The sequence below is a fragment of the Staphylococcus sp. M0911 genome, assembly GCF_003491325.1.
GTDB lineage: Bacteria > Bacillota > Bacilli > Staphylococcales > Staphylococcaceae > Staphylococcus > Staphylococcus warneri_A.
Genome location: NZ_CP022881.1, coordinates 1316409 through 1342269, shown reverse-complemented (window position 1 = coordinate 1342269; position 25861 = coordinate 1316409). Strand labels below are relative to the sequence as shown.

The 25861-nt window shown below is 32.9% G+C and carries 25 protein-coding genes and 1 riboswitch; of the genes, 2 read left to right on the top strand and 23 right to left on the bottom strand.

What is annotated here, in order from left to right:
• Positions 1 to 160: 160 nt before the first annotated feature.
• From ssp1_RS06645 to cmk, 16 genes are all read right to left on the bottom strand, one after another.
• Positions 161 to 856 carry a zinc metallopeptidase gene (locus ssp1_RS06645; protein ID WP_002451145.1) on the bottom strand — a complete coding sequence of 232 codons (696 nt, stop codon included), beginning with the start codon at positions 854 to 856 and terminating at the stop codon, positions 161 to 163.
• A gap of 44 nt (positions 857 to 900) precedes the next feature.
• A complete protein-coding gene (locus tag ssp1_RS06640) occupies positions 901 to 1497 on the bottom strand; it encodes a DUF1405 domain-containing protein (RefSeq protein WP_075777852.1) in 597 nt (198 codons plus the stop codon).
• On the bottom strand, positions 1487 to 2062 hold the full coding sequence (locus tag ssp1_RS06635) for a YpiB family protein (protein WP_075777851.1): 576 nt from the start codon (positions 2060 to 2062) through the stop codon (positions 1487 to 1489). Before ssp1_RS06635 ends, ssp1_RS06640 begins: the two co-directional genes overlap by 11 nt.
• Positions 2063 to 2077: 15 nt before the next feature.
• Positions 2078 to 3322, bottom strand: coding sequence for a tetratricopeptide repeat protein (locus tag ssp1_RS06630; RefSeq protein WP_118828156.1), 1245 nt, complete (start codon positions 3320 to 3322; stop codon positions 2078 to 2080).
• A gap of 5 nt (positions 3323 to 3327) precedes the next feature.
• Positions 3328 to 4626, bottom strand: a complete 1299-nt coding sequence (gene aroA / locus ssp1_RS06625) for a 3-phosphoshikimate 1-carboxyvinyltransferase (protein ID WP_075777850.1) — start codon at positions 4624 to 4626, stop codon at positions 3328 to 3330.
• A gap of 11 nt (positions 4627 to 4637) precedes the next feature.
• On the bottom strand, positions 4638 to 5702 hold the full coding sequence (gene aroB / locus ssp1_RS06620; RefSeq protein ID WP_002451139.1) for a 3-dehydroquinate synthase: 1065 nt from the start codon (positions 5700 to 5702) through the stop codon (positions 4638 to 4640).
• Positions 5703 to 5726: 24 nt separating this feature from the next.
• The gene (gene aroC / locus ssp1_RS06615) at positions 5727 to 6893 is read right to left on the bottom strand and encodes a chorismate synthase (RefSeq protein ID WP_075777849.1); all 1167 of its coding nucleotides are present in this window, start codon (positions 6891 to 6893) and stop codon (positions 5727 to 5729) included.
• A gap of 260 nt (positions 6894 to 7153) precedes the next feature.
• The gene (ndk, locus tag ssp1_RS06610) at positions 7154 to 7603 is read right to left on the bottom strand and encodes a nucleoside-diphosphate kinase (protein ID WP_002451137.1); all 450 of its coding nucleotides are present in this window, start codon (positions 7601 to 7603) and stop codon (positions 7154 to 7156) included.
• Between the two features lie 133 nt (positions 7604 to 7736).
• Positions 7737 to 8696 (bottom strand): polyprenyl synthetase family protein, encoded by a 960-nt coding sequence (locus ssp1_RS06605; RefSeq protein ID WP_049425243.1) that lies wholly within the window; start codon positions 8694 to 8696, stop codon positions 7737 to 7739.
• A gap of 20 nt (positions 8697 to 8716) precedes the next feature.
• Positions 8717 to 9424: a demethylmenaquinone methyltransferase gene (locus tag ssp1_RS06600; protein WP_002451135.1), complete on the bottom strand. Its 708-nt coding sequence runs from the start codon at positions 9422 to 9424 to the stop codon at positions 8717 to 8719.
• Position 9425: 1 nt separating this feature from the next.
• A complete protein-coding gene (locus ssp1_RS06595) occupies positions 9426 to 9998 on the bottom strand; it encodes a hypothetical protein (RefSeq protein WP_002451134.1) in 573 nt (190 codons plus the stop codon).
• Between the two features lie 367 nt (positions 9999 to 10365).
• Entirely contained in the window at positions 10366 to 10638 is a 273-nt protein-coding gene (locus ssp1_RS06590; RefSeq protein ID WP_001043863.1) for an HU family DNA-binding protein, read from the bottom strand.
• Between the two features lie 170 nt (positions 10639 to 10808).
• On the bottom strand, positions 10809 to 11807 hold the full coding sequence (locus tag ssp1_RS06585; RefSeq protein ID WP_049424535.1) for an NAD(P)H-dependent glycerol-3-phosphate dehydrogenase: 999 nt from the start codon (positions 11805 to 11807) through the stop codon (positions 10809 to 10811).
• Positions 11808 to 11828: 21 nt separating this feature from the next.
• Positions 11829 to 13139: a ribosome biogenesis GTPase Der gene (gene der, locus ssp1_RS06580; protein ID WP_075777848.1), complete on the bottom strand. Its 1311-nt coding sequence runs from the start codon at positions 13137 to 13139 to the stop codon at positions 11829 to 11831.
• A 175-nt stretch (positions 13140 to 13314) separates the two neighbouring features.
• Positions 13315 to 14493, bottom strand: a complete 1179-nt coding sequence (rpsA, locus tag ssp1_RS06575) for a 30S ribosomal protein S1 (protein WP_107536027.1) — start codon at positions 14491 to 14493, stop codon at positions 13315 to 13317.
• A gap of 283 nt (positions 14494 to 14776) precedes the next feature.
• Positions 14777 to 15436 carry a (d)CMP kinase gene (cmk, locus tag ssp1_RS06570; RefSeq protein WP_002451130.1) on the bottom strand — a complete coding sequence of 220 codons (660 nt, stop codon included), beginning with the start codon at positions 15434 to 15436 and terminating at the stop codon, positions 14777 to 14779.
• 76 nt (positions 15437 to 15512) lie between these two features.
• Between cmk and ssp1_RS06565 the strand changes: the two genes are divergently transcribed.
• Entirely contained in the window at positions 15513 to 16487 is a 975-nt protein-coding gene (locus ssp1_RS06565; RefSeq protein WP_075777846.1) for an asparaginase, read from the top strand.
• 57 nt (positions 16488 to 16544) lie between these two features.
• Here ssp1_RS06565 and ypdA read toward each other — a convergent pair whose 3' ends face one another.
• The 4 genes from ypdA to ssp1_RS06545 form a co-directional block, all read right to left on the bottom strand.
• Positions 16545 to 17531, bottom strand: coding sequence for a bacillithiol disulfide reductase YpdA (gene ypdA / locus ssp1_RS06560; RefSeq protein ID WP_002451128.1), 987 nt, complete (start codon positions 17529 to 17531; stop codon positions 16545 to 16547).
• A gap of 193 nt (positions 17532 to 17724) precedes the next feature.
• Complete coding sequence (ebpS, locus tag ssp1_RS06555; protein WP_240328883.1) at positions 17725 to 19542, bottom strand: elastin-binding protein EbpS; 1818 nt, start codon at positions 19540 to 19542, stop codon at positions 17725 to 17727.
• A gap of 145 nt (positions 19543 to 19687) precedes the next feature.
• Positions 19688 to 21067, bottom strand: a complete 1380-nt coding sequence (locus ssp1_RS06550) for a RecQ family ATP-dependent DNA helicase (RefSeq protein WP_049424548.1) — start codon at positions 21065 to 21067, stop codon at positions 19688 to 19690.
• A complete protein-coding gene (locus ssp1_RS06545; RefSeq protein WP_075777844.1) occupies positions 21048 to 22016 on the bottom strand; it encodes a YpbB family protein in 969 nt (322 codons plus the stop codon). Before ssp1_RS06545 ends, ssp1_RS06550 begins: the two co-directional genes overlap by 20 nt.
• Positions 22017 to 22127: 111 nt before the next feature.
• Here ssp1_RS06545 and ssp1_RS06540 point away from each other — a divergent pair, with 111 nt between their 5' ends.
• On the top strand, positions 22128 to 22376 hold the full coding sequence (locus tag ssp1_RS06540) for a ferredoxin (RefSeq protein WP_002433578.1): 249 nt from the start codon (positions 22128 to 22130) through the stop codon (positions 22374 to 22376).
• Between the two features lie 51 nt (positions 22377 to 22427).
• Here ssp1_RS06540 and ssp1_RS06535 read toward each other — a convergent pair whose 3' ends face one another.
• The 3 genes from ssp1_RS06535 to ssp1_RS06525 form a co-directional block, all read right to left on the bottom strand.
• Entirely contained in the window at positions 22428 to 22976 is a 549-nt protein-coding gene (locus ssp1_RS06535) for an ECF transporter S component (protein WP_075777843.1), read from the bottom strand.
• A gap of 62 nt (positions 22977 to 23038) precedes the next feature.
• A riboswitch (FMN riboswitch) is annotated at positions 23039 to 23167 on the bottom strand.
• A gap of 187 nt (positions 23168 to 23354) precedes the next feature.
• Complete coding sequence (locus ssp1_RS06530) at positions 23355 to 25097, bottom strand: ATP-binding protein (protein ID WP_075777842.1); 1743 nt, start codon at positions 25095 to 25097, stop codon at positions 23355 to 23357.
• The gene (locus ssp1_RS06525) at positions 25081 to 25806 is read right to left on the bottom strand and encodes a response regulator transcription factor (RefSeq protein ID WP_002451121.1); all 726 of its coding nucleotides are present in this window, start codon (positions 25804 to 25806) and stop codon (positions 25081 to 25083) included. Before ssp1_RS06525 ends, ssp1_RS06530 begins: the two co-directional genes overlap by 17 nt.
• Positions 25807 to 25861: the final 55 nt, after the last annotated feature.

The window sequence follows — 25861 nt, the reverse complement described above, 5'->3', positions numbered from 1 at the left end:
CTCTCCTTTGAATGCATTTCTAATATAGTATATATCAAAATAAAGTGATATGCATTCTTAGTGCAATCAAAGTGAGCGCTTGCTTTAAATAAAAAATGGTTGATATCATCATTTGGACGATATCAACCATTAGGTGTGTCTAAATTTAAGTCTGACGAGATTAATCACTTGATCTAGCGATTAAAATAATACGAGCTAATTCGGCTAATGCTACTGCAGTAGATGCAACATATGTCATTGCTGCAGCTGATAATACCTTCTTAGCGTGTTTGTACTCTTTCTCATTTACGATATTCAATGCTGTGATTTGTTTCATTGCACGTGAACTGGCGTCGAATTCGACTGGTAACGTCACAATTGAGAATAAAACAGCAAGTGACATTAAACCTGCACCAATCCATAATGCAGTAGATCCGAAGGCACTGCCTAATGCAGTTAACACGATACCTAACATAATAACCATATAACTTAGTGAACTACCTAAGTTTGCAACAGGTACCAATGCTGATCTGAATCTTAAGAAAACATAACCTTGTTGGTGTTGTATTGCGTGTCCACATTCATGGGCTGCAATAGCTGTACCAGCAACAGAAGGTCTATCGTAGTTTGCAGGAGATAAACAAACAACTTTTTTGTTTGGGTCATAGTGGTCTGTTAAGAAGCCATCACCTTTAACTACATCGACATCGTAAATGCCATTAGCATGTAAAATCTCTTCAGCTACTTCACGACCAGTTTTACCACTAGTGGATCTAACCTGTGAGTATTTTTCATAATTAGATTTAACTTTATGTTGTGCCCACATAGGGATGACCATTAATATTACAAAATAAATAATCATTGATATTAAAGACAATAAACTCACTCTCCTTTAATCATATTCTACTGTCAAATTGCACTTTAATCAAATGATTTAACTTTAATGATACGTTCTAAATACAAATATAAAAATAGTGAAATCATACTTAGACAAATAGATAATACTCCAATTTCTACAACATGGGAAGCAATAAACTTATAATAAGGAAATTGCATTTTTACGTAATCAATATAATCGTTCACTAACACCCAAATGAAAGAGACGATAAAGCCTATTGTGGTAATATTAAAACGAGGATAAAAGTAAAAGGCTTGAAGTGCCATGATACCGTGAGATAACAATAGCATAAGTCCATTTATAGTTATATCACCGTCAATGATAAACATAATGATATTCATAATAACCGCCCACACGCCATATTTAACTAATGTGACAAAAGCGAGTGCTTGGATGATAGATGAAGATCGATTAAGTAAAAGCAAACCAATCGCAATTGATAAAAATAATGAAGCGGTTGGACTATCAGGCACAAACGGTAAAAAATATGTTGGAGTGATATAGAGTTGCCCACTATACCAATCGTAACCATAAATTGTCCCTAATACATTGCAAATCAATAAAAAAATTAAAAATGGACGATTGTACAACGAAATTTCCCAATATTGTTTAATTGTCATCATCAGAGTCTCCGTTTTCACTATTCATTTGTTTCGTCTTTAGAACGTTCAGAATTTGAGTAAGCTGATAAAATCGTTCTTGTTCTTTCATTTGAAGACTTAAATCGATATTATCTTGTAGTCGCTCAATTAATGTTGCCTGTTTACGTTCATTTATCGAAATGGCATATAAATCTTGTACATATGATGAATAATTAGGTGAATGAATTAATTGTGCTAATATCAGATCATCTAAGCGACTTTCACGTTGTTGCTTATTTGAAAAATGCAATTGAATATCAAATGAAATTTCATTATTAGCTATCAATTCAAATATTTCATTCGTATTTACAAGTTGTAGTTGTTCACCATTAAATTGAATTGCAGAAGCATGTGATTCTACTTCTGCAATTTGTAAAGTTTGATGATGCGTGATACCTTCATCAACAAAGTGAATATATTGTAGTTTTTTAGGACTAGCTTTTAAATAATTTAAAACCCAAACTGAGATACGAGATTTAAATTCATAATGAAATAAAAGATACTCGATAAAGCTTTGTTTCATTTTAGTTAGGGAGTTATTCATTCATTAATCACCCTTTTAAGACTGTAAGCGCATTGCTTCATCGTGCCATGTTTCATTGCTTGGATCCATTTCTAATAATTGATCTAGTATTGATTTAGCTGTATCTTTTTGACCGATTTCTAATAAATAGAAATAGTAGTCGCTTAAAAATTCAGATTGTGATTTAAGTGTAGGATAAGCCAATTCGAAGAAATGCTGTGCTTCTTTATCTCGTTCTTCTTGTCCATATGCATAGGCTAAATGCCACATAAATACAGGATCTAGGTCTTCTTCATCTACATAAGTTAATAATTCAATGATTGCTTCGTAGTCCTCTTCACTTCTATACAAATCACTTAAAATAAGTAATGGTTCATGGTAAGCATTATCTACTTCTAATGCTTGTTTTAATAAAGTAACACCTTCATTAGCATCGCCATGTTCAATTTCAAGACTGCCTGTTGATACCATTAATTCCTTATAAAATTGACTCAGTCGCAATCCTTCTTTACCAATTTCAATCGCATCTGGATAATTTTTTTCATTTTCGTATAAAGATTGTAAGTAGAAGTAGCCTTGTAAGAAATCAGGGTCTTTAGATAATAATGATTTCATAATCTTAATGGCTTCTTGTGTTATATCATTTTTTTCATATGCTATTGCCTTTTTGAAATAGTCTTGTGAATTCATTTCAGTTTCATTAATTTCATCATATAATCGAATCGCATCGCTGTAATTACCACTCTGTAAACTACAATCTGCTTGTCTTGAGAACAGATTGATACCATTGACTTCGTATTCACCAGTTTCGAGAACTGTTTCATATTCAGTAGTTGCACGAAGGTATTGTCCATCAAAATAAAGTAATTCTGCTAAAGCAAAATGTAAAATAGGATCGTTTGGTTCTAGCTGAATGGCTGACTGTATCTTGTCGATTGCGACTTCGAGCATGTTTATTTGTTGATATAAGTCTGCTTCAAGCATTAATTTTTCAGTAGATGCTTCAACTTGACTTAAATATTCTAACGCTTCATCAGTTTGATTCTCTGACATTAATCCTTCAATAAAGTAGATGAGTAGTTCGCTTTCGTCAGGATATCTATGATATAACGTTCTGAAAACTTCTAAACCTTGAGGTGTTAAGCCGAAATTATATAGCGTTTCACCTAATATGAATAGTGCGTCATCGTTATTAGAACTAAGCGCTTCATTCACACGTGTATCTAAATTTGTTAATTTTTGTAAATTGATATCGTCTATTAATTTGTAGATATCTTCCATTACTATTATCCCTCATTTTCTAAAAGCTTTAATTTTGGTAAGAAGCCTGGAAATGAAACATTGACTGCATCAAATTGTTCAATCGTTAAAGGTTCTGAGCTTAGTAACGATGCGATAGCTAACATCATACCGATACGGTGATCGGTTTGACTATCTACAGTCACACTTGTTTTAAATTCTGACGGATGAATAATAAGGCCATCATTTGTAGGTTGTAATTCGAAACCTAATTGATTTAACATGTCTGCTGTTGTATCGATACGATTGGTTTCTTTAACCTTCAACTCTTCAGCATCTTTAATAACGCTTGTACCAGATGCTTGTGTACATAATAATGCAATCACTGGCAACTCATCTATGGCTCTTGGTACGAGTTCTCCATGAATTTGTATTGGCTTTAAATTAGGTGTGTATTGAACTCTAATAGAAGCAGTTGGCTCAGCTTCTTTAGTCACATTAGATAATTCAATACGAGCACCCATTTGTTGAACGATATCTATGATACCGGAACGTGTTGGGTTAATGCCAACATTATGAATTGTAACATCACTTCCAGGTGTTATTAAGGCTGCAACGATGAAAAAGGCTGCTGAAGAAATATCACCAGGTACATAGAAGTCATGTGGTTTGATATGTTTTACTGCTAAAGGCTCTGTGACAATCGTTTTACCATTTACAATAATAGGAATATTAAAATGATTAAACATTGTCTCTGTGTGGTTACGACTCACATCAATTTCAGTAATACTCGATGATTCATTTGAAAAAATGCTTGCGAATAAAATAGCACTTTTCACTTGAGCACTCGCTACTTCCATTGTATAAGTCATTCCTTTAATGTCAGAAGGCTTAATAATGAGTGGTGTATAGTTACCCTCTACACCACAAATATTGGCATTCATTTTCAATAAAGGATTGAGCACTCTATCCATGGGTCTTTTACCAATAGATACATCTCCAGATAGAACACTTTCGATACCAATACCGCTCAGTAGACCGGCTAATAAGCGTGTGGTAGTTCCTGAATTACCTGTATAGAGTACTTGGTGCGGTATTTTAAAATGTTGGTAGCCAGGTGAATCGACGATTAATCTATCTTCTTCTTCAGTAATTGAAACACCTAAAAGTCTAAAAATGTTCATTGTTCTTTTACAATCTTCACCGAGTAAAGGTTTGTGAATTTGTGTTTGACCAGTAGCTAATGATGCGAGCATAATTGCTCGATGTGTCATTGATTTATCACCAGGTACTTCTATTTCGCCTTTTAAAGGACCATTAATTTGAATTGTTTCTGCAGTCGACATCATTTATTCACCTACTTAATTTTAGATTGAAGTTCTTTAAATGCAGCTAAATGTGTAGATTGATCAACGTGTTGAACGACTGCATTACCTAAAGATTTTAATAATACCATCTGAATACCATCATGATTATTCTTTTTATCTAATAGCATAAATTGATAAATATCATCGAAATGAAGTTCTTTAATGATTTGGATTGGATATGCTAAAGCATCTAAATAATTTAAGTAATGATCAATATCGTAGTTTGTTTTTAATAAATGATTTGCCACTATAAACTGATACACAATTCCAATCATAACTGCATGTCCATGTGGAATTTTATATTTATACTCTATTGCATGTCCAAAGGTATGTCCTAAATTTAAAAATTTACGAACACCTTGCTCTTTTTCATCATTAATTACAATATTAAGCTTCGTTTCAATCCCTTTATAAATAAAAGTTTCCATATCATTTAATGAGGCTAAAGCATCTTTATTTGAAAAATGTTGTTCTATCTTTCTAGTATCTGCTTCACCATTGAGTAAAGCATGTTTATAAACTTCCGCATAACCACTAAGTACTTCACTATAAGGTAAGGTTGTTAAAAAGTCTAAATCATATAAAACGGCACTAGGACGATAAAAGGCACCTATCAGATTTTTACCATGTTGAGAATTAATACCTACCTTACCTCCGATACTTGAATCGTGAGCTAATATAGTTGTAGGTACTTGTATAAATGCAACGCCTCTTAATAAGCTTGATGCAACGAATCCTGCAAAATCTCCTGTTGCTCCACCACCAATAGCTACAATTGATGTATTACGCGTAATTTGATGACTGAGTATGGATTCAATGATGTCATGGAAATGTGCAAATGTTTTTGTTTGTTCACCTGATGGTATGATTATTTTAGTAGCATGATTGGCTTGAATCAATTGGTCTAACTTGTTTTTAAATAATTGATATACAGTATCATCGATGATAAAAAATGATTGATCATATGATTGGTTGATTTCATTTAATAAATTGATTGCGCCATGTTCTACAATTATAGGATAGTTGTTGTTTGCGTATGTTGTGTTTAACTTCATATTTAATCACCTGAATTATACGAATTAGAATTCGATATTTAATTGTCTACGTTCTGCTATTTGTGCTTTAAGTTGGTCGATATGATTAGCTTGAAATTCTTCTAATAATGCTTTAGCAAGTTCGAATGCAACGACATGTTCACAAACAACACTTGCTGCAGGTACAGCACAACTATCAGATCTTTCAATAGTCGCTTTGAAATCTTCTTTGGTATTGATATCTACAGAGTTTAAAGGTTTATATAAAGTTGGTATTGGCTTCATCACACCATTGACAATAATTGGCATTCCATTAGACATGCCACCTTCAAAACCACCTAAATGATTGGATGCTCTATAGTATCCTTTGGTTTCGTTATACATAATTTCATCTTGAATTTCACTGCCTGGTTTCTCAGCAGCTTTAAATCCTTCACCGAAACTTACACCTTTAAATGCATTGATACTTACAACGCCTTGAGCAATACGGCCATCTAGTTTTCTATCATAGTGGACATAACTACCGATACCTACTGGCATATTTTCAGCAATAACTTGAACAACACCACCGATTGAGTCGCCTTCTTTTTTGGCTTGATCTATTTTATCTCTCATTTGTTGTGCGATATCTTCATTAATGACACGAACATCATTTTTATCAACATTAGATTTAAATGTTTCAACGTCATATAGCCCTTCGTCTTTAATACCACCAATTTCTACCACACGACTATAGATATGGATATCTAATTGCTCTAATAATATTTTAGAGACGGCGCCGACAGCTACACGAGCAGCTGTTTCTCTAGCTGATGAACGTTCTAAAACATTACGCAGATCACGATGGTTGTACTTCATACCTCCAATAAGGTCTGCATGACCTGGTCTAGGTTTAGTAATTGTACGTTTCATATTTTCTCTTTCTTCATCACTAATTGGCGCAGCACCCATAATTTTTCTCCAATGTGTAAAGTCATCGTTTGTAACAACAAGTGTGATGGGACTACCTAGGGTATAACCATTTCTTACACCTGAAACAATTTCAATTGCATCTTTTTCAATCTGCATGCGACGTCCTCTGCCGTATCCACCTTGTCTCTTAAACATCTCTTTATTAATATCTTCAGCTTTAATTTCTAAATTAGCTGGGACACCTTCAATAATTACTGTTAGTTGTGGGCCATGTGATTCACCGGAAGTTAAATATCTCATCAAAGCACACTCCTTTCCATTGAGTTCGTTTATAAATTATTATATTGGTTTAATCATATCATAATCAATAAATCAATATAAGTTTAGCAAACGATCGCTATATTTATTGATTTTAAAATATTTAAATTTCCATAAATATGATTGATTAATAGATTTAATCATTATAGAGTTTTAGCGTAAAAAAAGTCGAAGAAATAAAAAAAGTGATGTGTCATGGACACATCACTTTGGATAAAATGAATAACGTTTTATGTTTGATATTATTCGTACAACCAAGCGTCTCTAGGAGATTCGTAACTACTGATTTCTTCTTCTTTGAACCATAAGTTAATTTCTCTTTCTGCTGATTCAACAGAGTCAGAACCGTGGATGATATTTCTACCAACTGTTAAACCTAAATCTCCTCTAATTGAACCAGGAGCAGCCTCAGATGGATTTGTGCTTCCGATAATGTGACGAGATACTGCAACAGCATCTTCACCTTCAACAACCATTGCAAATACTGGTGCTGAAGTAATGAAAGAGATTAAATTATTGTAGAAAGGTTTTCCTTCATGCTCACCATAATGTTTTTCTGCCAATTCTTGTGGTACTTGCATTAACTTACCGCCTACAAGTTTTAATCCTTTGTTTTCAATTCGAGAAATAATTTCTCCAATTAAATTTCTTTGTACTGCATCTGGTTTAATCATTAAAAATGTACGTTCCACTTGCGTAGTCCCCCTGTAATTTAATGTAACAAGTTTCTAGTGTATGTATAAGTTGACTTGTCCGGCTATTAATAACCTAGCTAACTATTATCATACCAATTATTTAAAGCGCTTTCAAGTTGATTTACATGCTTTACACATTTCGAGAGCCCATTTTTTTAATTAACTTTTTAAATAATTGACGTGCTTGATTGTCTTCTAATTCATCAATTAAATTTAATGCTTTTTCTAAGTATTTTTCACTTATATCTTTAGATACTTGAATATTATTAGATTGACGAATGATATTGATACACGCTTCGAACTGTTCTTTATTACTATTTGGATGTAGTTCTTCAATCATTTGTCTAAATGCTGAATTATCTCTCATTTCAAGTAATACTGGTAAAGTGATATGTCCATTCATTAAATCACTACCAACAGGTTTACCTAGTTTCTTTTCAGTGCTCGTAAAATCGAGTATATCATCAACAATTTGGAAACTCATTCCAATGTAATGACCAATCATTTTTAACTTGTGAATGGTTTTAATATCAGAGCCAGCTGTGATTGCACCCACCTCGGTAGCAAGTTGAATTAATAGTGCAGTTTTACGGTTGATTCGTCGTAAATAGTTGGTCATTGTTTGTTGGCTATTGAATTGATCTTGAAATTGAAATAGCTCTCCTCGACAGACATCTACAATAGATTCTGATAAAATTTCATGAACACGTTTGTCTTTAATCTCTGATAAATGTTGTAGACCTAATGCTAGTAAAAAATTGCCTGTAATAATAGCTGTAGTTTGATCCCATTTTTTAGATATAGTTAAACGGCCTCTACGTTTATCACTTTTATCTATGACATCATCATGAACTAATGTTGCCATATGAATAAGTTCTAATGCGACGGCTACTTTGTATGTATCTTCAGAAACGCCTTCTTCTTTACCGAATTGGCTACTAAGTATAACAAAAGCGGGTCTTACACGTTTTCCCCCTGAAGATAGTAAATGAAAAGCAGCCTCTTCAAGTACTTTATCTTGACTATGGATAGCTTGTTCAAGACGCTTTTCAACTTTTTTTATTTCATTGTTCATGTTTAACTTTGCCACGTTAATCACCTTTGGTCTGATCATTTTTGTTTATAGCCAAGGTGCATTGCAGCAACGCCACCTGTGAAGCTACGTACTTTAATATTACTAAATCCTGCTTGTTCAAATAGTCGTTTTAATTTTTCTTTACCTGGGAAGTCAAAGGTTGATTGTTGTAACCATTCGTATTCTTCTTTAGATTTTGCGAATAACTTACCAAATATAGGCATTACAAATTTGAAATATAAACGATAAACTTGTTTGAATACTGGTAAAGTTGGTTGGCTAGTCTCTAAACAGACAATCATGCCACCTGGTTTTAGCACACGTTCCATCTCTTTGAGTGCACCTAAGTAGTCAGGTACATTTCTCAAACCAAACCCTATTGTCACATAATCAAATGATGCATCATCAAAAGGTAAATTCATTGCATCACCATGGACTAAATGAATGTTGTCCATATGAGCGGTCTTTTCTTTCCCAACTTCTAACATGTTTTCACTAAAATCTAATCCAGTCACCTCTCCTTGAGGTCCTACTGCTTTACTTAATGCGATTGTCCAATCGGCAGTACCACAACATACATCTAAAGCTGTACTACCTTTCTTTACTGCCATTTCTTTCATAACACGCTTTCTCCAAACTTTGTGTTGTTCGAAGCTAATGATATTATTCAATCTATCGTATTTTTTTGATATGTTTTGGAAAACTGTATGAACTTGTTCTTTTTTAGCATTATTTTCAGCCATCTTAATTACCTCTTCTTTTTTCTAGTGTTTGTTTGATGTCTTTCATTATTTGGTTAATACGTTCTTTATTATAGTTTTTTAAATATGATGGATAGTAATCATGTACATCATCATATAAAAATTCATATATACGATTAGCATTTTCTTCATCGCAAAAATGTGACAGCGTAATATATGGGAATAAAGTTTCAACTTTAAATATGGCGTTACTAGCTTCATCATCAGTTAAAACATGTTGATGAAGTGATGATTTCAACTCACTTACTTCAACAATAGCTTTACTCATTGCAAGCTGATATGTTGGATCATTGATTTCAGCTAGAATAGTATAAAAATGTGCACTAAGTAGATCACCAACTAAAATTGAATGTTTTGATAACCCACTGTTAGATATATCATCTAAATGTTTCATTGAAGTGTCGATTGTGAGGCAAGCTAACTTAGCTTTTTCTGGTAAATCATATGAATCTAATAAATCCCCCAACTTCTCGTTGATTTGGATCGATTCATAATCAACAATACCCTTAAGTCTTTGATTGATATCTATATTTAATTTACTGACAGTAGTTTCCATGTTCACACCTCACGATATTATCACTATTTATATTAACATTATATATCAAAAAATTAAATGTTAGAGTACCTTCTTCTTACAAAGAAAGAAGTTAGGTACTCTAATGAAAAAGCAAAGGCTTTTGTAAACCGCAAAGAACCTTCTTCTTACAAAGAAAGAAGTTAGGTACTGTTATGCAAAAGCAAAGGCTTTGTAATATTAATGATAGTTATAGCTTTAAGATGCCATTATATGTATAAAATTTAATCGTATGTATTGTGCTATCTATCTTCCATCCAAAAATTTAGTAGTTTTAATTAACTGGCTTATATATTCGAAATTCATTATAAAAACAAAAAAGCCCCAGAAGGGCTTTTTTTAAGTAAAATTATTTTACTGCATCTTTTAATGCTTTACCAGCTTTGAATGCTGGGACTTTACTTGCAGGAATATCAATTTCTTTACCTGTTTGAGGGTTACGGCCTTTACGAGCAGCACGCTCACGTACTTCAAAATTACCGAAACCGATTAATTGTACCTTTTCACCTTTAGCAAGTGAGTTTTGGATAGATTCGAATACAGCGTCAACTGCTGAACCAGCTTCTTTTTTAGTTAAATCAGCTTGCTCTGCTACTGCATTGATTAAATCAGTTTTATTCATTATGAATTCACCTCCTGAGGTTTGATAATGATATCTTTATATCATTATGGTATGACTTTAACACACTGATTACTGTCATCGCAACGATTTATATATTAAAAACGTTGAAATAAAGCGAATAGAATTAATTTTTTTGAAAATCTCATAAAATAAGTGTTATATTACACTAATTATTCAGATTTTTTGTCACGACCCATTAATTCTTTAATACTTTCTTTAACGGGTACATCTTCAAATAACACCTTATATAACGCAGTTGTTATTGGCATTTCTACGTTAACTTCTTGTGCTAAATAATATACTGATTTTGTTGTGTAAATACCTTCAACTACCATTTTCATTTCTTCAAGTGCTTCATCAGTCGTTTTACCTTGGCCTAATTTATATCCTAAAGTAAAGTTACGTGAATGTGTTGATGTACATGTGACGATTAAATCGCCAATGCCACCTAACCCAAGGAATGTCATTGGATCTGCACCTAATTTTTCACCTAAGCGACTAATTTCGGCTAAGCCTCTTGTCATAAGTGCTGCTTTTGCATTATCACCAAAGCCCATTCCTGCTACTATACCACTGGCTACGGCAATGATATTTTTTAAAGCGCCACCGAGTTCAACGCCTACAAGATCATTGTTAGTATATACGCGTAAATAGTCATTCATAAATAAATCTTGTATTAATTGACTTACTTTTTCATCTTTTGAAGAGGCAGCAACAGTTGTAGGTTGTTTGATGACCACTTCTTCTGCATGGCTTGGACCTGATAATACACCAATACCTGCATTGTGTTCTGGAGAAATAGAATCTTCTAACATCTCAGAAACGCGCTTAAAAGTACCATTTTCAATACCTTTTGCTACATGTATAAATGTCTTTTTAGAAGTTAATAAATCATCAATTTGTGTTGCTACTTCTCTCATTGCTTTTGTAGGTAAAGCCATTAAATAGATATCAGCAAAGGCAACTCCTTCACTTAAATCAGTTGTAGCTTTGATAGATGGCTCAAGCTTTGCTTCTTTTAAATAGTTTTTATTCATATGATGTGTATTTAATTCTTCAACGTTTTCACTATTTTTACCCCACATTAATACGTCATGTCCGTTTTGTGCTAATACATTTGCTAAAGCAGTACCAAAACTTCCCATACCAAAAACTGATATTTTAGTCATATTAATATTCCCCTCCGTTTATTAGTTTCTTTTTCTTGGAATGATATGAACAGGTGTACCTTCAAAACCAAATGCATGTCTGATTTGATTTTCTAAGTAACGTTTATAAGAGAAATGCATTAATTCAACATCATTTACAAATACTACGAATGTAGGTGGTTCGATAGCCACTTGTGTTGAATAAAAGACATTTAATCTTCTACCTTTATCTGTAGGTGTTGGATTCATAGAAATAACATCAGTAATGACTTCATTTAAAGTTGAACTTTGAACACGTTTTTTGTGATTTTCACTTGCTTCTTTAATATATGGGAATAATGTTTTAAGTCTTAATTGTTCTTTAGCAGAAACAAAAGCAATTTGTGCGTAATCTAAGAATTGAAATTCTTTTCTAACATCTTCAGTGAATTTCTTCATTGTTTTGCTATCTTTTTCAACGGTATCCCATTTATTTACTACGATAACAATCGCTTTACCTTCTTCATGTGCATATCCTGCAACACGTTTGTCTTGCTCGATAATACCTTGTTCTGCATCGATAACAACTAAAACGACATTTGAACGTTCAATCGCTTTTAATGCTCTAAGTACTGAATATTTTTCAGTTGATTCATAGACTTTACCTTTTTTACGCATACCAGCTGTATCGATTAATACGTAATCTTGACCATCAAATGAATATTCTGTATCTACTGCATCTCTAGTAGTGCCTGCTACATTTGATACGATTACACGTTCTTCTCCTAAAATAGCATTAACCAAACTAGATTTACCAACGTTTGGTCGTCCTATTATAGATAATCGAATTGTGTCATCATCATATGGATCTTCTTCCTCTTCGCCGAAGTTTTCGACAACAGCATCTAATAAATCACCTAAACCTAGACCATGTGATCCAGAAATAGGATAAGGTTCTCCAAAGCCTAATGAATAAAAATCATAAATATCATTTCGCATTTCAACGTTATCAACTTTGTTTACTGCAAGGACTACAGGTTTTTTACTTTTATAAAGCATTTGAGCAACCATTTCATCACTTTGCGTTAATCCTTCTCTAACATTGACCATAAATACAATGACGTCTGCTTCTTCAATCGCAATTTCAGCTTGTGCTCTTATTTGTGTTTGGAATGGTGCATCTCCGATTTCAATACCACCTGTGTCAATAATATTGAATTCATGCGTTAACCATTCACCTGATGAATAGATTCGGTCTCTGGTTACACCAGGTGTGTCTTCCACGATGGATACACGTTCGCCGACTACTCTATTAAAAATTGTAGATTTACCTACGTTAGGCTTTCCTACAATTGCTACTATAGGTTTAGTCATTTGTTAACTTCCTCTCTTTCTTAATCTCTATAATTTTATCACATGCAAGCACCGATTCAAAATACGATTATAATAAACAATGTAATATATGGAGTTGAATGAGTTATTCGTAAAAAAACACTCCAATTAAAGTTTAACCTCTAATTGGAGTGTTCATTCTTAGCATAATTAATTATTAAAATTTAAGATCTTTAAATTTATCACCGAAGACATCACCTAAAGTAGGATTATCTTCATCAGCATCATTGTTTAAGTAAGATTGTGTTGTAGAAGCATCACTTTCAACAACATCTTCATTAGGTAATGTTGCTTTAATTGATAAAGAAACACGTTCGTTTTCTTCATCAATACCTAAGATTTTAACACTTACTTGTTGACCAGGCTCTAGTACCTCACCAGGTGTACCGATGTGTTTGTGGTCAATTTCAGAGATGTGAACTAATCCTTGAACGCCAGGAGCAATTTCAACAAATGCACCGAAGTTAGCTAATCTTACAACTGTACCTTCGATAACATCATTTTCATGGAATTGACCTTTAATTTGAGCGAATGGTGTTGGTAACGTATCTTTGATTGATAATGAAATACGTTCAGTATCTTTTTCTACTGATTTAACTTTAACTTTGACTTTATCTCCAACAGAAACGACTTCTTCAGGAGATTGTACGTGTTGATGTGATAATTCAGAAACGTGAACTAAACCGTCTACACCACCAATATCAACAAATGCACCAAAGTTTGTTAAACGTGCTACTTTACCTTCAATCACATCGCCAGCGTTAAGTGAATCTAATAGTGAAGCTTTTTTAACTTCATTTTCAGCTTGTTCAACTGCTTTACGGCTTAAAATAACACGATTATTTTCAGGGTCTAACTCTTCTACTTTAATTTTAATAGTTTGGCCTTCGAAATCAGAGAAATCTTCGATAAAGTCTGTAGAAATGAGAGATGCTGGAACGAAACCACGTTGTCCAACGTCTACTACTAATCCACCTTTAACAACTTCTGTTACTTTTGCCTCAATCACTTCATTGTTATCAAGTTTTTCTTGTAAATAATCATAAGATTGTTCAGTTTCAAGTTGTCTTTTTGATAAAATATAAGCGCCTGAATCATTTTCTTCATCAAATTCTATTTTCGTTACGTAGGCTTCGATTTCGTCGCCTTCTTTAACTACTTCATTAGGTTTTTCAATATGATGTGTGGATAATTGGCTAATAGGGATTATACCATTGTATTTTCCACCATTAATATGCACAACAACTTGTTTATCTTCAACTTGTTGCACCTCTCCAGTGACTTTGTCACCTTCTTTAATATCATTAATCATTGATTCATTGAATTCTTCAGTCATCTTGTCTGCCTCCTTATACACTACATAATTATAACATCTTACAAACTGACAGAATTGTCAAGAAATTCCCCTTTTACACTTTAAGAAAAAGATTGTTATTTATAAAAGTTGAGCTTTAAAGTGCTTTAGGTTTCAATTTTTATTCAACATTAAGAGGTAAAGATGCATATTTATAGTATATATGATTATTATTTCAGTTTGAAATAACTCAAGTTCATTATAAATCACAATAAAAGCTATATAAACGTTTATGCTTAAGTCGTTTATATAGCTTCTTAATTGATTATTTAATTTGGTTAACCATGTCTAAGATTTCATTCGTAACTGTTTCAATTGATTTGCCTGTCGTATCCAATGTGATAGCGTCGTCTGCTTTTCTTAGAGGTGAAATTTCTCTGTTCATGTCATATTGATCACGTTGCTCAATCTCCACTTTAAGTTGTTCTAAATTAGATTCAATACCGCGAAGTTCATTTTCTTTTTGACGTCGTTCTGCACGTTCTTCAACAGACGCAATCATATAAACTTTAAGTTCAGCATTTGGGAGTACAACGGTACCAATATCTCTACCGTCCATAACAATACCTTTTTGAGCTGCTAAATCTTTTTGTTTTTTTACTGCAAATGATCTTACAGGTTCTTTAGAGGCAACATATGAAACATTATTCGTAACATCATTTTCTCTTAAGTAATCAGTGACATCTTCGTTATCTAGTATTACACGTTGTCCCTTAGTTTCGTCATAAGTTAATTCTAATGTTGTATCTTTGATTAATGCTTCGAAGTCTTCAGTTTGATTAGTACGTAAATATTTATATGTGATTGCTCTATACATCGCACCAGTATCTACATAAATCATTGATAGTTGGCTAGCAACCTGTTTAGCAATTGTACTTTTACCTGCAGCTGCAGGGCCATCTAAAGCAATATTAATTAAACTCATTATCGAAATACCTACCTTGTTGTTTGATGAATAATATTTTATCATAAATATGTATTTTATTAATAGGAGGAAAACTATGAAACGTCTACTTGTTATACATACCGGTGGCACTATTAGTATGTCACAGGATAGTTCAAATCGAGTTATTACTAATAAAGAAAATCCAATTTCTCAACATCAGGATATCATCAAACAATATGCACAAGTAGATGAAATACATCCTATGAATGTCCCTTCTCCTCATATGTCCATTCAACATGTTAAAGGACTAAGAGATATTATCATTAATGCAAATCTTAATAATGAAAGTGTTTATGATGGTTTTGTAATTACACATGGTACAGATACCCTAGAAGAAACAGCTTATTTGTTAGATTTGTTATTAGATATTGACGAACCAGTAGTGATTACTGGTGCTATGCGTTCATCAAATGAAATTGGTTCAGATGGATTATACAATTTTATTTCAGCTATAAGAGTGGCTTCATCTAATAATTCATATCATATGGGTGTCATGGTTGTCTTTAATGACGAAATTCACACAGCGCGAAATGTAACCAAAACACATACCTCTAATACAAATACCTTCCAAAGTCCGAATCATGGTCCATTAGGTGTATTAACCAAAGATAATGTGCAATATCACCATCATCCATTACATCATACTAGTTATAAAATGATTAATCCAAAGTTAAATGTACCATTAGTAAAATCATATATGGATATGCAGAGTGACTTGTTGCATTTCTATGCCGAGAGCGATATTGATGGTTTAATTATAGAAGCTATGGGACAAGGTAATTTACCACCTACTTGTTTAGAAGGTTTATATGCTTGTATTGATAAACAAATTCCGATTGTCATCGTATCTCGGTCATTTAACGGTATTGTCAGTCCTGTTTATGCATATGAAGGTGGCGGATATCAACTTGCTGAAAAAGGATTAATCTTTTCAAATGGATTAAATGGTCCTAAAGCAAGATTAAAATTACTTGTAAGTTTAAGTAATGAATTAAATCGTGAACAAATCAAACAATATTTTGAAGAATAAACTATAAATTAAATAGGCGTAGAAGGTATCAACAATTTACCTTCTACGCCATAATTATTATGATTCAAGTGGTGTTTGCTTTTTAGTAAGAATGCTTTGAGTAATTAAACCACCATGATATTTACCATTTTCAATAAAGATGGTATTCGCATCATTACCTGCAGCAATAACACCAGCGATGTAACAATTTTCTACATTGGTTTCGTATGTTTCACGATTATAAACTGGTGCAGTACCATATTCATTTGTATTAATTTCAATACCGATTGATTCTAAAAATTCATAATTAGGATGATAACCAATCATAGCAAAAACATAATCATTTGGAATTGTAATCGTCTTTCCATCTTTTTCATATGTAACGTTTTCTTCAGTGATTTGCGTTACATTGGCATTAAATTCCATCGTGATTTTTTCGTGATTAACTAATGATTCAAAATTTGGTAGAATCCATGGTTTAATGGCTTTTGGATAGTGATCTCCACGATAGATCACTGTCACATTTGCTCCAGCTTTTTCTAATTCTAAAGCTGCATCTACAGCTGAGTTTTTACCACCTATCACGACAACATTTTGGTCAAAGTATGGATGTGCTTCTTTGAAGTAATGGAATACTTTTGACAATTCAGCACCTTCAACTTCTAATGTATTATGCTGTCCGTAATAACCTGTCGCAACTGTTAAAAACTTACATTCATATACATCTTTAGTTGTTGTGATTGTAAAACGATTATTCATCTTTTTGACAGTTAAAACTTCTTCAAATGCATGGATATTTAATTGATGATGTTTAACGACTTCTCGATAATATACAAGGGCTTGATTTCGACGTGGTTTACTTTCTTCCACGATAAATGGAATATCTCCAATTGATAATTTATCACTAGATGAGAAGAAAGTTTGATGTGTAGGATAATTATAGATAGATTCCACAACATTACCTTTTTCAATCACTAATGTTTCAATACCTTTTTTCTTTTGTTCGATGGCTGCACTTAAGCCACAAGGTCCTCCACCAATGATGATACTTTCTATTTTTTGCATGTAAAACGGCCTCCTTTAATCACCAAATTATTATATCAGTTATATCCTATTTTCGCGAAGTCCTTGTTTTAGAAAAGTTTAAATTATTTATGACTTTTTTTGGGGATTTGCTTTGATTTGAATAAAATCTAATAAAAAAACTGTAAGTAATGCGTTAACATTACTTACAGTTAATTTGATTGTCGAATAGTACCTATGGAATCACTAATGTTTGTCCATTATGGATATTATTACCATTTAATCCATTAGCTTGTCTGATTTTTTCAACATTAGCAGGTGAACCACTGCCGTAATATTGAATGGCAATTCTGTATAGGTTTTCTTTACCGTTTACGGTATGTGTTTGCTTACCTTGTTGGTTACTATTGCTGTTTTGGCTATTACTGCCTTGTTGGCCATTTTGTTGTGAGTTTTGACCTTGACCATTTTGGCTATTTGAGCCATTTTGACTTTGGCTATTAGATGCTTGTGAGTTAGCACCATTAGTATTATCACTAGCACTATTTTTATCTGAATTTGATGCGTCAGATGAATCAGATTCATCACTAGTTGTTGCTTTATCTTTATCAGAGTCTTTTGATTTATCTTTATCTTTTGAACTGTCTTTATCTTTTGAGCTGTCTTTATCTTTGCTAGCGTCGTTGTTTTTCTTGCCATCTTTACTATCTTCATTAGCTATTTTGTTATCATCATTACCACTATTACTATGATTATTTAAGGCCATACCTGCGAAAATAGCGATTGCACCTAAAATTAATACTGCAGCTATAATTGGTAAGATGATTTTCATAAAGCCGCCTTTTTTCTTACCGTCATGATTGTCTTGACGTTTATTTTTATCATGATGGTGTTTAGCACCCGCAGCACCAGCAACTCCTGCAGCGCCTGCACCTACTGCAGCAGCTTTCTTACCTTTATTAGACTTATGCTTATCTTTATTATCATGCTTGTCATGGTCATCATGTTTGTGGTCATCTTTGATATCTTTATCGTTATGATGGCTCTCTTTTTTATCATGATGATTTTTCGCTAAACCAGCGGCGCCTGCAGCACCAGCAACGCCTGCACCAGCTGCGGCAGCTTTTTTACCTTTACCAGATTTCTCATCATCTGATTGATGATTATCTTTCACATCTTTGTCGTTATGTTTATCATCACGATGATTTTGATTACGGTCATTCTTCAATTCATTGTCGTCAGTATGATCGAATTTCTTATCATGATGATGTTTTGCTAAACCAGCAGCACCTGCAGCACCAGCAACGCCTGCACCAGCTGCGGCAGCTTTTTTACCTTTTCCTGAATCGTGGTGTTCTTCATCATGATGCCCTTTTTTAAGTTCGTCTTGGCGATCTTTAGATGAATCTTGACGATGTTCATCTTTAGTATAGTCATCATGACGGTCGCGATCTTTTTGATGGTCACTTACACGATTCTCTTGACGATGATTGTCATCCTGCTTATGATCACTTGTCATTTTTTTACCGACTGCAGCTCCACCTACAGCAGCGCCACCTGCTAGAGCAGCATCTTTACCGTGTCCGTCTTTCTTGTCATGACGATTATCATGTTGCAAATCGTCACTTTTACGACTACGATTTAATGGTTCATCTTGTTTAAAATCTTGTTCAGACTCACGAGTCGAATGATCTTCAGGACGATGATCTTGTTTGTGATCTTTATTTACATCATTGTGATTGGATGCATCATAATTTTTGTTATCTCCATTATGTAATGATGTATCATCATGTCTATCATCTAATGAACCATCTTGGCTAGCTTTTGTACGCGAATCTGCCTGACGGTTATTATTTGTCGCTATATCTCGTCGACGTTTTCTTCTCTGTGCATTTCTTGGTGGGAATTGTTGATTTGCTTTGTCTTCAGTACTGTCTACTGCATTATCTTCTTGTTCTTCATGTGAAGATGTCTGCTCATTATGATCTTCTGGGTCTATCGCTTGACGATTTTTTTTAAAATCATCTTTGAAGTTATTATTAGACACAATCATCATCCTCTCTGTTTAATTTTATAATGATACATAAACTATACCCATAAATTAAATGATTATGTATAGTAATCAAGAATTTTTAGGTATTAAGATTTTTGTTCATAAGTTAATTATAGCTTGAATAAAGAGTTAAGCAAAATAAAATCTATAGTTCAAATAAATTTTGAAGTTTTTCACTATATGAAAGCTTACGTTTAACTTTCTTACGATTAATGACTTTCATACTTGGTAATTCAGTATCATTGTCACAACAGACATCTGGCAGTTTAGGATGTTCATTGAAAAATTCCAACAAATATTTACGGCGACATTGGTCAAGTTGTGTGTAGCCTAACATACGACTATAACCTAACTTTTTGCGTCGAAATGATTGATCAAATATACGTTGCATTTGATTAATTGTATATTGATTATAAAGTATTGTTAAAATGGATTCTTTTTCAGGAGGAATAAATTGTCCTAATTCAAATGAATGAATATCTTCAGATGTAATTCTATCGGCAAATAATATGGTTTCTAAAATATAAGCGTCGTCGGGTTGGAATAAACTAATAGCTTGGCTTGCTTCTCCGTCTCTCCCCGCTCTACCAATCTCTTGTAGATAATTAGAAGGACTTGATGACAAATGAAAATGAATCACTGTGCGTATGTCTTTTTTATTTATGCCCATACCAAATGCACTTGTTGCAACTATGATTGGAATATCATTGTTTAAAAATTGTTGTTGTACTGTCTGTCTTTCTTGATAACTCAAATCACCATGATATATCCCTGTTAAAAAACCTGAGTCATAAATAAGTTGCGCTAATGTTAAACATAATTTTTTTGAAGATACATATATAATAGTGGGCCCAGTTTCATTAAGTTGTGGTAACAACCAATCTATTTTTTCTTCGTCAGAGCCAAAGTTAAGATGTTTTAATGAAATATTTATACGATTCATACTTGTTTTAATGGTATTGAAAGTAACATTAAGCATTTCATTTAAATCGCTTTCTAAATGTGGTGGTGCCGTAGCTGTTAATGCTAGAATTGTAGCTGATTTAAAGGATGTAGTTATTTTTCCAATTAAAGCATAATGTGGTCTGAAATCATAGCCCCATTCAGACAAACAATGTGCTTCATCAAGAACTATTAAACCAAAATCTATATTGGCAATAAGTTTAAAGTTTTGAGGTTGTAATATAAATTCCGGACTTAAATAGATAAATTTACTCTGACGAATGTTACTTAGGTTTTGACGTTTTTCCGTATTGTCCATACCTGAATGAATACAACAAACCGCGTGTTCACCATTTAATTTCATTTGCATGACCTGATCGTCCATGAGAGAAATTAATGGTGAAATAACAAGTGTTGGCTTTTCTAATATATAAGTAGGTAATTGATAACAAAGGCTTTTGCCACTACCCGTTGGTAAAATACCTAGCGTATGCTTTTGGTCTAATACACTGGAAATGATGTCCTCTTGGCCAGGTTTGAAGGAATCAAATCCAAACCAATCTTTAAGTTTCTGTTGAAGCAACTAAGTCTCCCCTTTCAATACCAACAATCATCAATTTAATTTGAAAATAAGTTAATGTATCAAATTGCTGCTTATACTCACGTAATTTTATTCCAATATGACCTTTATAATAATCGATAAAGGGTTGAATGCTTTTGATGTCTAGATATGTATCATAATCATTGATATAACCTTTGATAAATAACTCTAAAAGATGATCTTCAATCGTATTTAATTTAACATTTTGAATTGTTGAGATGTCGTGTATCGAGTGTCCTTGTTCTAATTGATGTAAGGTTAATTTCGTTTTATTGAGCAATGTTGGTCGTATAATCGTTTGATTTAATATAGGGTGCTTTTGTATATCTTCAATTTCAAACATGACATCGACCAATTGGTTCATTTCTATTTCAAATAATTCTTGTTGAGACTTCGATTCTATTAAACTGACTTGTTGTCTAGTATACATCGCCTCATCATAGCCTTGTAAATAATAGTGTAAATACACATGTTCATGTTTGCTAGCGATGTCTTCAAATAATTGTTCTATTTCTGTGATGAATTTTGATTCTAAATCATTAACTTTAATGTGTTGATAAATATGTTTAACACGTTGTTGAATATATGTTTGTTGCGTTATAGGAACGAATCTAAAATCGTTGTGTATGCTTTGTGATACCGTTTGAATGAGCAATTGGATACAGTTGAATGTATTAATAAGACTATCATATGTACATCTTGGATGCGTTTTGATATTTACTTTTGGTTCCTCATCATTCAATTCATTTAAATATCGCTCAAAAGACGGATATTTTAATCTCGGTAAACTATGATATAATGACAAAAGTTGTTGACTACTTGCGTCAAAAAAAGTTTGATGGGATTTTTTTCCTGTTAAAATATTATAAATACTTTTATTTGTTTTGTAGTTGAATGCGTGTTGATACGCATGATTGATAATTTGATACAAGATAAACCCTCACTCTATAAAACGAATATATTGAAAATGATACTATCGATGTCTACAATAGTAGTATTGTTATTACTAGTGTAGCATTTTTTTTAAAGGAGGCGAATGAAATTGGCTAAATATACAATCGTTGATATGGATACTTGTATAGCATGCGGTGCATGTGGTGCAGCAGCTCCAGATATCTATGATTATGACGACGAAGGTATTGCTTTCGTAATCCTTGATGATAACCAAGGTACTGCAGAGGTGCCAGAAGAGTTATATGAAGATATGGAAGATGCACTAGAAGGTTGTCCAACAGATTCAATCAAAATTGAAGACGAACCATTTGATGGTGACGCACTTAAATTTGAATAATATATTATATTAAAAGCGCCCTTGCACATCATGTGTAAGGGCGCTAGTTATTTATATGTGAATGTTATTTTTAATTCTATTGAATATAAAGTAAAAGATGATTGAAATGATAATACCTTTAATAATATTAAAAGGTATGATACCTGAAACAATAATTACTTTAAGATTATGAACAATGTCACCTAAGTTAAATATCATACCGTAGAGTGGTAACAGTACAAAATAATTTAAAATACTTAATACGACGGTCATGACAACTGTACCTAAAACAAGACCGGTTAATAATGACTTTTTATTGCGTTTGTTTCTATAAATATAATATGCAGTTAATAAGAAACTGGCAATTGCTAAAAAGTTCGCTAATGGTCCTACAGGATCACCCATATTGAAAAAGAAATTGAGTAAATTCTTAATAAAAGCTACTATTAGCCCTGCAATTGGTCCTAATAAAAATGTGGCAAGTAATGTAGGTACATCACTAAAGTCCAACGTTAAGTATGGTGGTAAAAATGGCAATGGGAATTTAATAAAGGTAAGTACGAAAGCCACTGCACTTAGCATACTTATAAAGATTAGACGTCTATTTTGATTGTGTTGCATATATTATTTTCTCCTTCCATTCATCTTGCTAGAAAAGGAGGAAATTTGCACAACAAAAAAACCTCCATCTTCTCCCATCCAGACTATACTGTCGGCTTCAGAGTTTCACTGAATCAGGTAAAATGAGACATTTTACGTCGCAGGCTTAATTTACTGCCGGTTGGGAATTACACCCGACCCCGAAGATGAATTAACTATATTTTTAATTTAAATATATCATACATGATAACTCTGTTATGTACAATGAGTTTGCTCCGATATATTTATATAGATATAAGATGTCATAAAAATAATCAAGTTGTTTAACAAACTATAGATTTCATAATAAATAAAAAAACTGTTAGAGCCATTATTTGACTCTAACAGGTTTTAAAATGTTTATTTTGGTAATTTAATGATAAAGGTTGTTCCTTTACCCACTTGACTTTCTACTTCAATCGTACCGCCATGTTCTTCTATAATCATTTTACAGATGAATAAGCCTAATCCAGTACCTTGTTTACCCCTTTTTCTTGACGCATCTACTTTATAGAAACGATCGAAGACTTGTTGTAAATGTTCAGGAGCAATTCCAGTACCAGTATCAGCGATGCTTAAAATATGAGTTCTATCATCTTCATCAGTTTTTACCGAAATGGTATCTCCAGGTTGTGTATATCTTGATGCGTTATCGATTAAATTGGTTAATACTTGATCCATTCTATCCATATCGTAGTCCCATAGTTGTTGATTGCTTACTTCAAACTGCATATTAAGTTCTAAATCAGTCGCTTGTTGACGATATTTTATTCGCATTTTGTTGAGCAGATCAGCGATTGGTTGTGACTCTTTCTCAACAGATAATCCTTCAGCATCCATACGTGCTACGTTTAATAATTCATTAACTAAGCGGTTCAGACGTTTAGATTCATCTAAGACAATTGCTAGTGATTCATGTATCTCATCTGGTTCAGTTACAACACCATCTACAATAGATTCTGTATAGCCTTGTAATAAGGCAATCGGTGTTCGTAATTCATGAGATACATTTGCGATGAAGTCTTTTTTCATTTGATCAAGGTTATGTTCATTTGTCATATCACGTATAATAGCAACAATACCGCTTCTGCCATCGTTTTGAATACGGTCAATATAACTCATGATAATCACATAATACCTTGTGTTTGCTTCAATTTCTTGGAATTGCGTTTCTTTAGTATTGAAAGTTTGTTCAATTTGTTTTTCTATTAATTCAACAGCATTGTCATCTAATGTATGGAATACTTGGTCTGCCATTTTATTTGATAAAATAATATCCTTTTGTTCATTAATACCAATAACACCTTCAACCATCGAGTTAATTAAGCTATCACGTATATTTTTGGATGTGGATAGTGCTTCTACATGTTCTTGAATTTCAAAGCTCATATTATTAAATGCACGTGATAATTCTCCAATTTCATCTTTTGTTGATACTGACGTGATATGTGAATAATCACCTTGTGATACCTTTTGTGCTTGATTTCTTAACTCTCTTAAAGGTTTAGTAATTCTAGATGATAAGAAAAATGCAAAGATGGTACTCACTGCTAAAAATATAATTGCGGTAATTAAGATAATAATTGTTATCGCATTATTGGTATCTTCAATAGATTTTAAATCTTTAAAAATAAAGACGCCGCTATATTCTGTATGACTTCCTGGCTCGGCTTTCATTGGATAACCCACTAATATATACGGATGTGAATTCCCCTGTTCTTTAATCATGACATTACGTGTCATTGACTCACCATGTTTGAAAACACGGTTAAAATCTTTATTATTTTTAATTTCTTTGAGCATAGCTTGTTTATCTGTTGAAATGGTTTGTTGATATGCGGTAGATGTATTTTTCATGATAATTAATCCACCGGGATTATCAATCAATGTTTGGCTATTTTTGATGGCTAAGTTTTGATTTGTAGAGTTTTCTACCAATTTACTTATGCGTTTGGCGTCTTCTTTAATGGAATCTTCCGCTTCTTGTGTATAGTAATATTGAATAAAGGTAATTAAGGCAGCACTTAATAAAATTAAAACTGTCGTTACTATAAAAATTATAGTTAACCACAGTTTTATTACTACACTATTTAGCCGGTTCATCGTTTGTATTAACCTCAAATTTATAACCGACGCCCCAAACAGTTTGTATCATGTGAGCTGCATCACTCGATACTTTGTTGAGTTTCTCTCTTAATCTTTTTACGTGCGTATCCACCGTACGTAAATCGCCATAAAATTCATAATGCCAAACTTCTTTTAATAATTGTTCACGATCAAATACTTTATTAGGAGTTTTAGCTAAATAAATTAATAGTTCATATTCTTTTGGTGTTAAATTAACCTGTTCATTATCAGCTAATACTCTATGCGCATCATTATCTATCACTAAGTGATTGAACTCAATTACGTCTCTTGCATGAGGTTCACTTTGTTCAGGTGTTGTTGTTTGCGTTCTTCTTAATAATGCTTTGACTCTTAAAACGACTTCTCTTGGAGAGAATGGTTTAACGATATAGTCATCGGCACCTGATTCAAACCCTTCGACACGATTCGTCTCTTCGCCTTTTGCAGTGAGCATAATAATAGGTGTATCTTTATGCTCTCTTAATTGAGTGGCTACTTCGATACCGTCCATTTCTGGCAACATTAAGTCTAAAAGAATGCACGCATAGTCATTTTCCATAGCAAGTTGATAAGCTTCTTTACCATCTCTTGCTTCATGTGTTTCAAAAGATTCTCTTTCTAGGTATAGTTTAAGTAATCTTCTGATTCTGTCTTCGTCATCAACGATAAGTATTTCATTCGTCATAATACTAAATTACCTCCTACACATGCTGTTCATTTCATTAGTTATTATAGCATAT

Bases quoted from the DNA above. Each gene is read 5' to 3' on its own strand.
- ssp1_RS06640 (WP_075777852.1), bottom strand. From the start codon at position 1,497: ATGACAATTAAACAATATTGGGAAATTTCGTTGTACAATCGTCCATTT.
- ssp1_RS06635 (WP_075777851.1), bottom strand. From the start codon at position 2,062: ATGAATAACTCCCTAACTAAAATGAAACAAAGCTTTATCGAGTATCTT.
- ssp1_RS06630 (WP_118828156.1), bottom strand. From the start codon at position 3,322: ATGGAAGATATCTACAAATTAATAGACGATATCAATTTACAAAAATTA.
- aroA (WP_075777850.1), bottom strand. From the start codon at position 4,626: ATGTCGACTGCAGAAACAATTCAAATTAATGGTCCTTTAAAAGGCGAA.
- aroB (WP_002451139.1), bottom strand. From the start codon at position 5,702: ATGAAGTTAAACACAACATACGCAAACAACAACTATCCTATAATTGTA.
- aroC (WP_075777849.1), bottom strand. From the start codon at position 6,893: ATGAGATATTTAACTTCCGGTGAATCACATGGCCCACAACTAACAGTA.
- ssp1_RS06600 (WP_002451135.1), bottom strand. From the start codon at position 9,424: ATGGCTGAAAATAATGCTAAAAAAGAACAAGTTCATACAGTTTTCCAA.
- ssp1_RS06595 (WP_002451134.1), bottom strand. From the start codon at position 9,998: ATGGAAACTACTGTCAGTAAATTAAATATAGATATCAATCAAAGACTT.
- ssp1_RS06590 (WP_001043863.1), bottom strand. From the start codon at position 10,638: ATGAATAAAACTGATTTAATCAATGCAGTAGCAGAGCAAGCTGATTTA.
- ssp1_RS06585 (WP_049424535.1), bottom strand. From the start codon at position 11,807: ATGACTAAAATATCAGTTTTTGGTATGGGAAGTTTTGGTACTGCTTTA.
- der (WP_075777848.1), bottom strand. From the start codon at position 13,139: ATGACTAAACCTATAGTAGCAATTGTAGGAAAGCCTAACGTAGGTAAA.
- rpsA (WP_107536027.1), bottom strand. From the start codon at position 14,493: ATGACTGAAGAATTCAATGAATCAATGATTAATGATATTAAAGAAGGT.
- cmk (WP_002451130.1), bottom strand. From the start codon at position 15,436: ATGAGTTTAATTAATATTGCTTTAGATGGCCCTGCAGCTGCAGGTAAA.
- ssp1_RS06565 (WP_075777846.1), top strand. From the start codon at position 15,513: ATGAAACGTCTACTTGTTATACATACCGGTGGCACTATTAGTATGTCA.
- ypdA (WP_002451128.1), bottom strand. From the start codon at position 17,531: ATGCAAAAAATAGAAAGTATCATCATTGGTGGAGGACCTTGTGGCTTA.
- ebpS (WP_240328883.1), bottom strand. From the start codon at position 19,542: ATGATTGTGTCTAATAATAACTTCAAAGATGATTTTAAAAAAAATCGT.
- ssp1_RS06535 (WP_075777843.1), bottom strand. From the start codon at position 22,976: ATGCAACACAATCAAAATAGACGTCTAATCTTTATAAGTATGCTAAGT.
- ssp1_RS06530 (WP_075777842.1), bottom strand. From the start codon at position 25,097: ATGAACCGGCTAAATAGTGTAGTAATAAAACTGTGGTTAACTATAATT.
- ssp1_RS06525 (WP_002451121.1), bottom strand. From the start codon at position 25,806: ATGACGAATGAAATACTTATCGTTGATGACGAAGACAGAATCAGAAGA.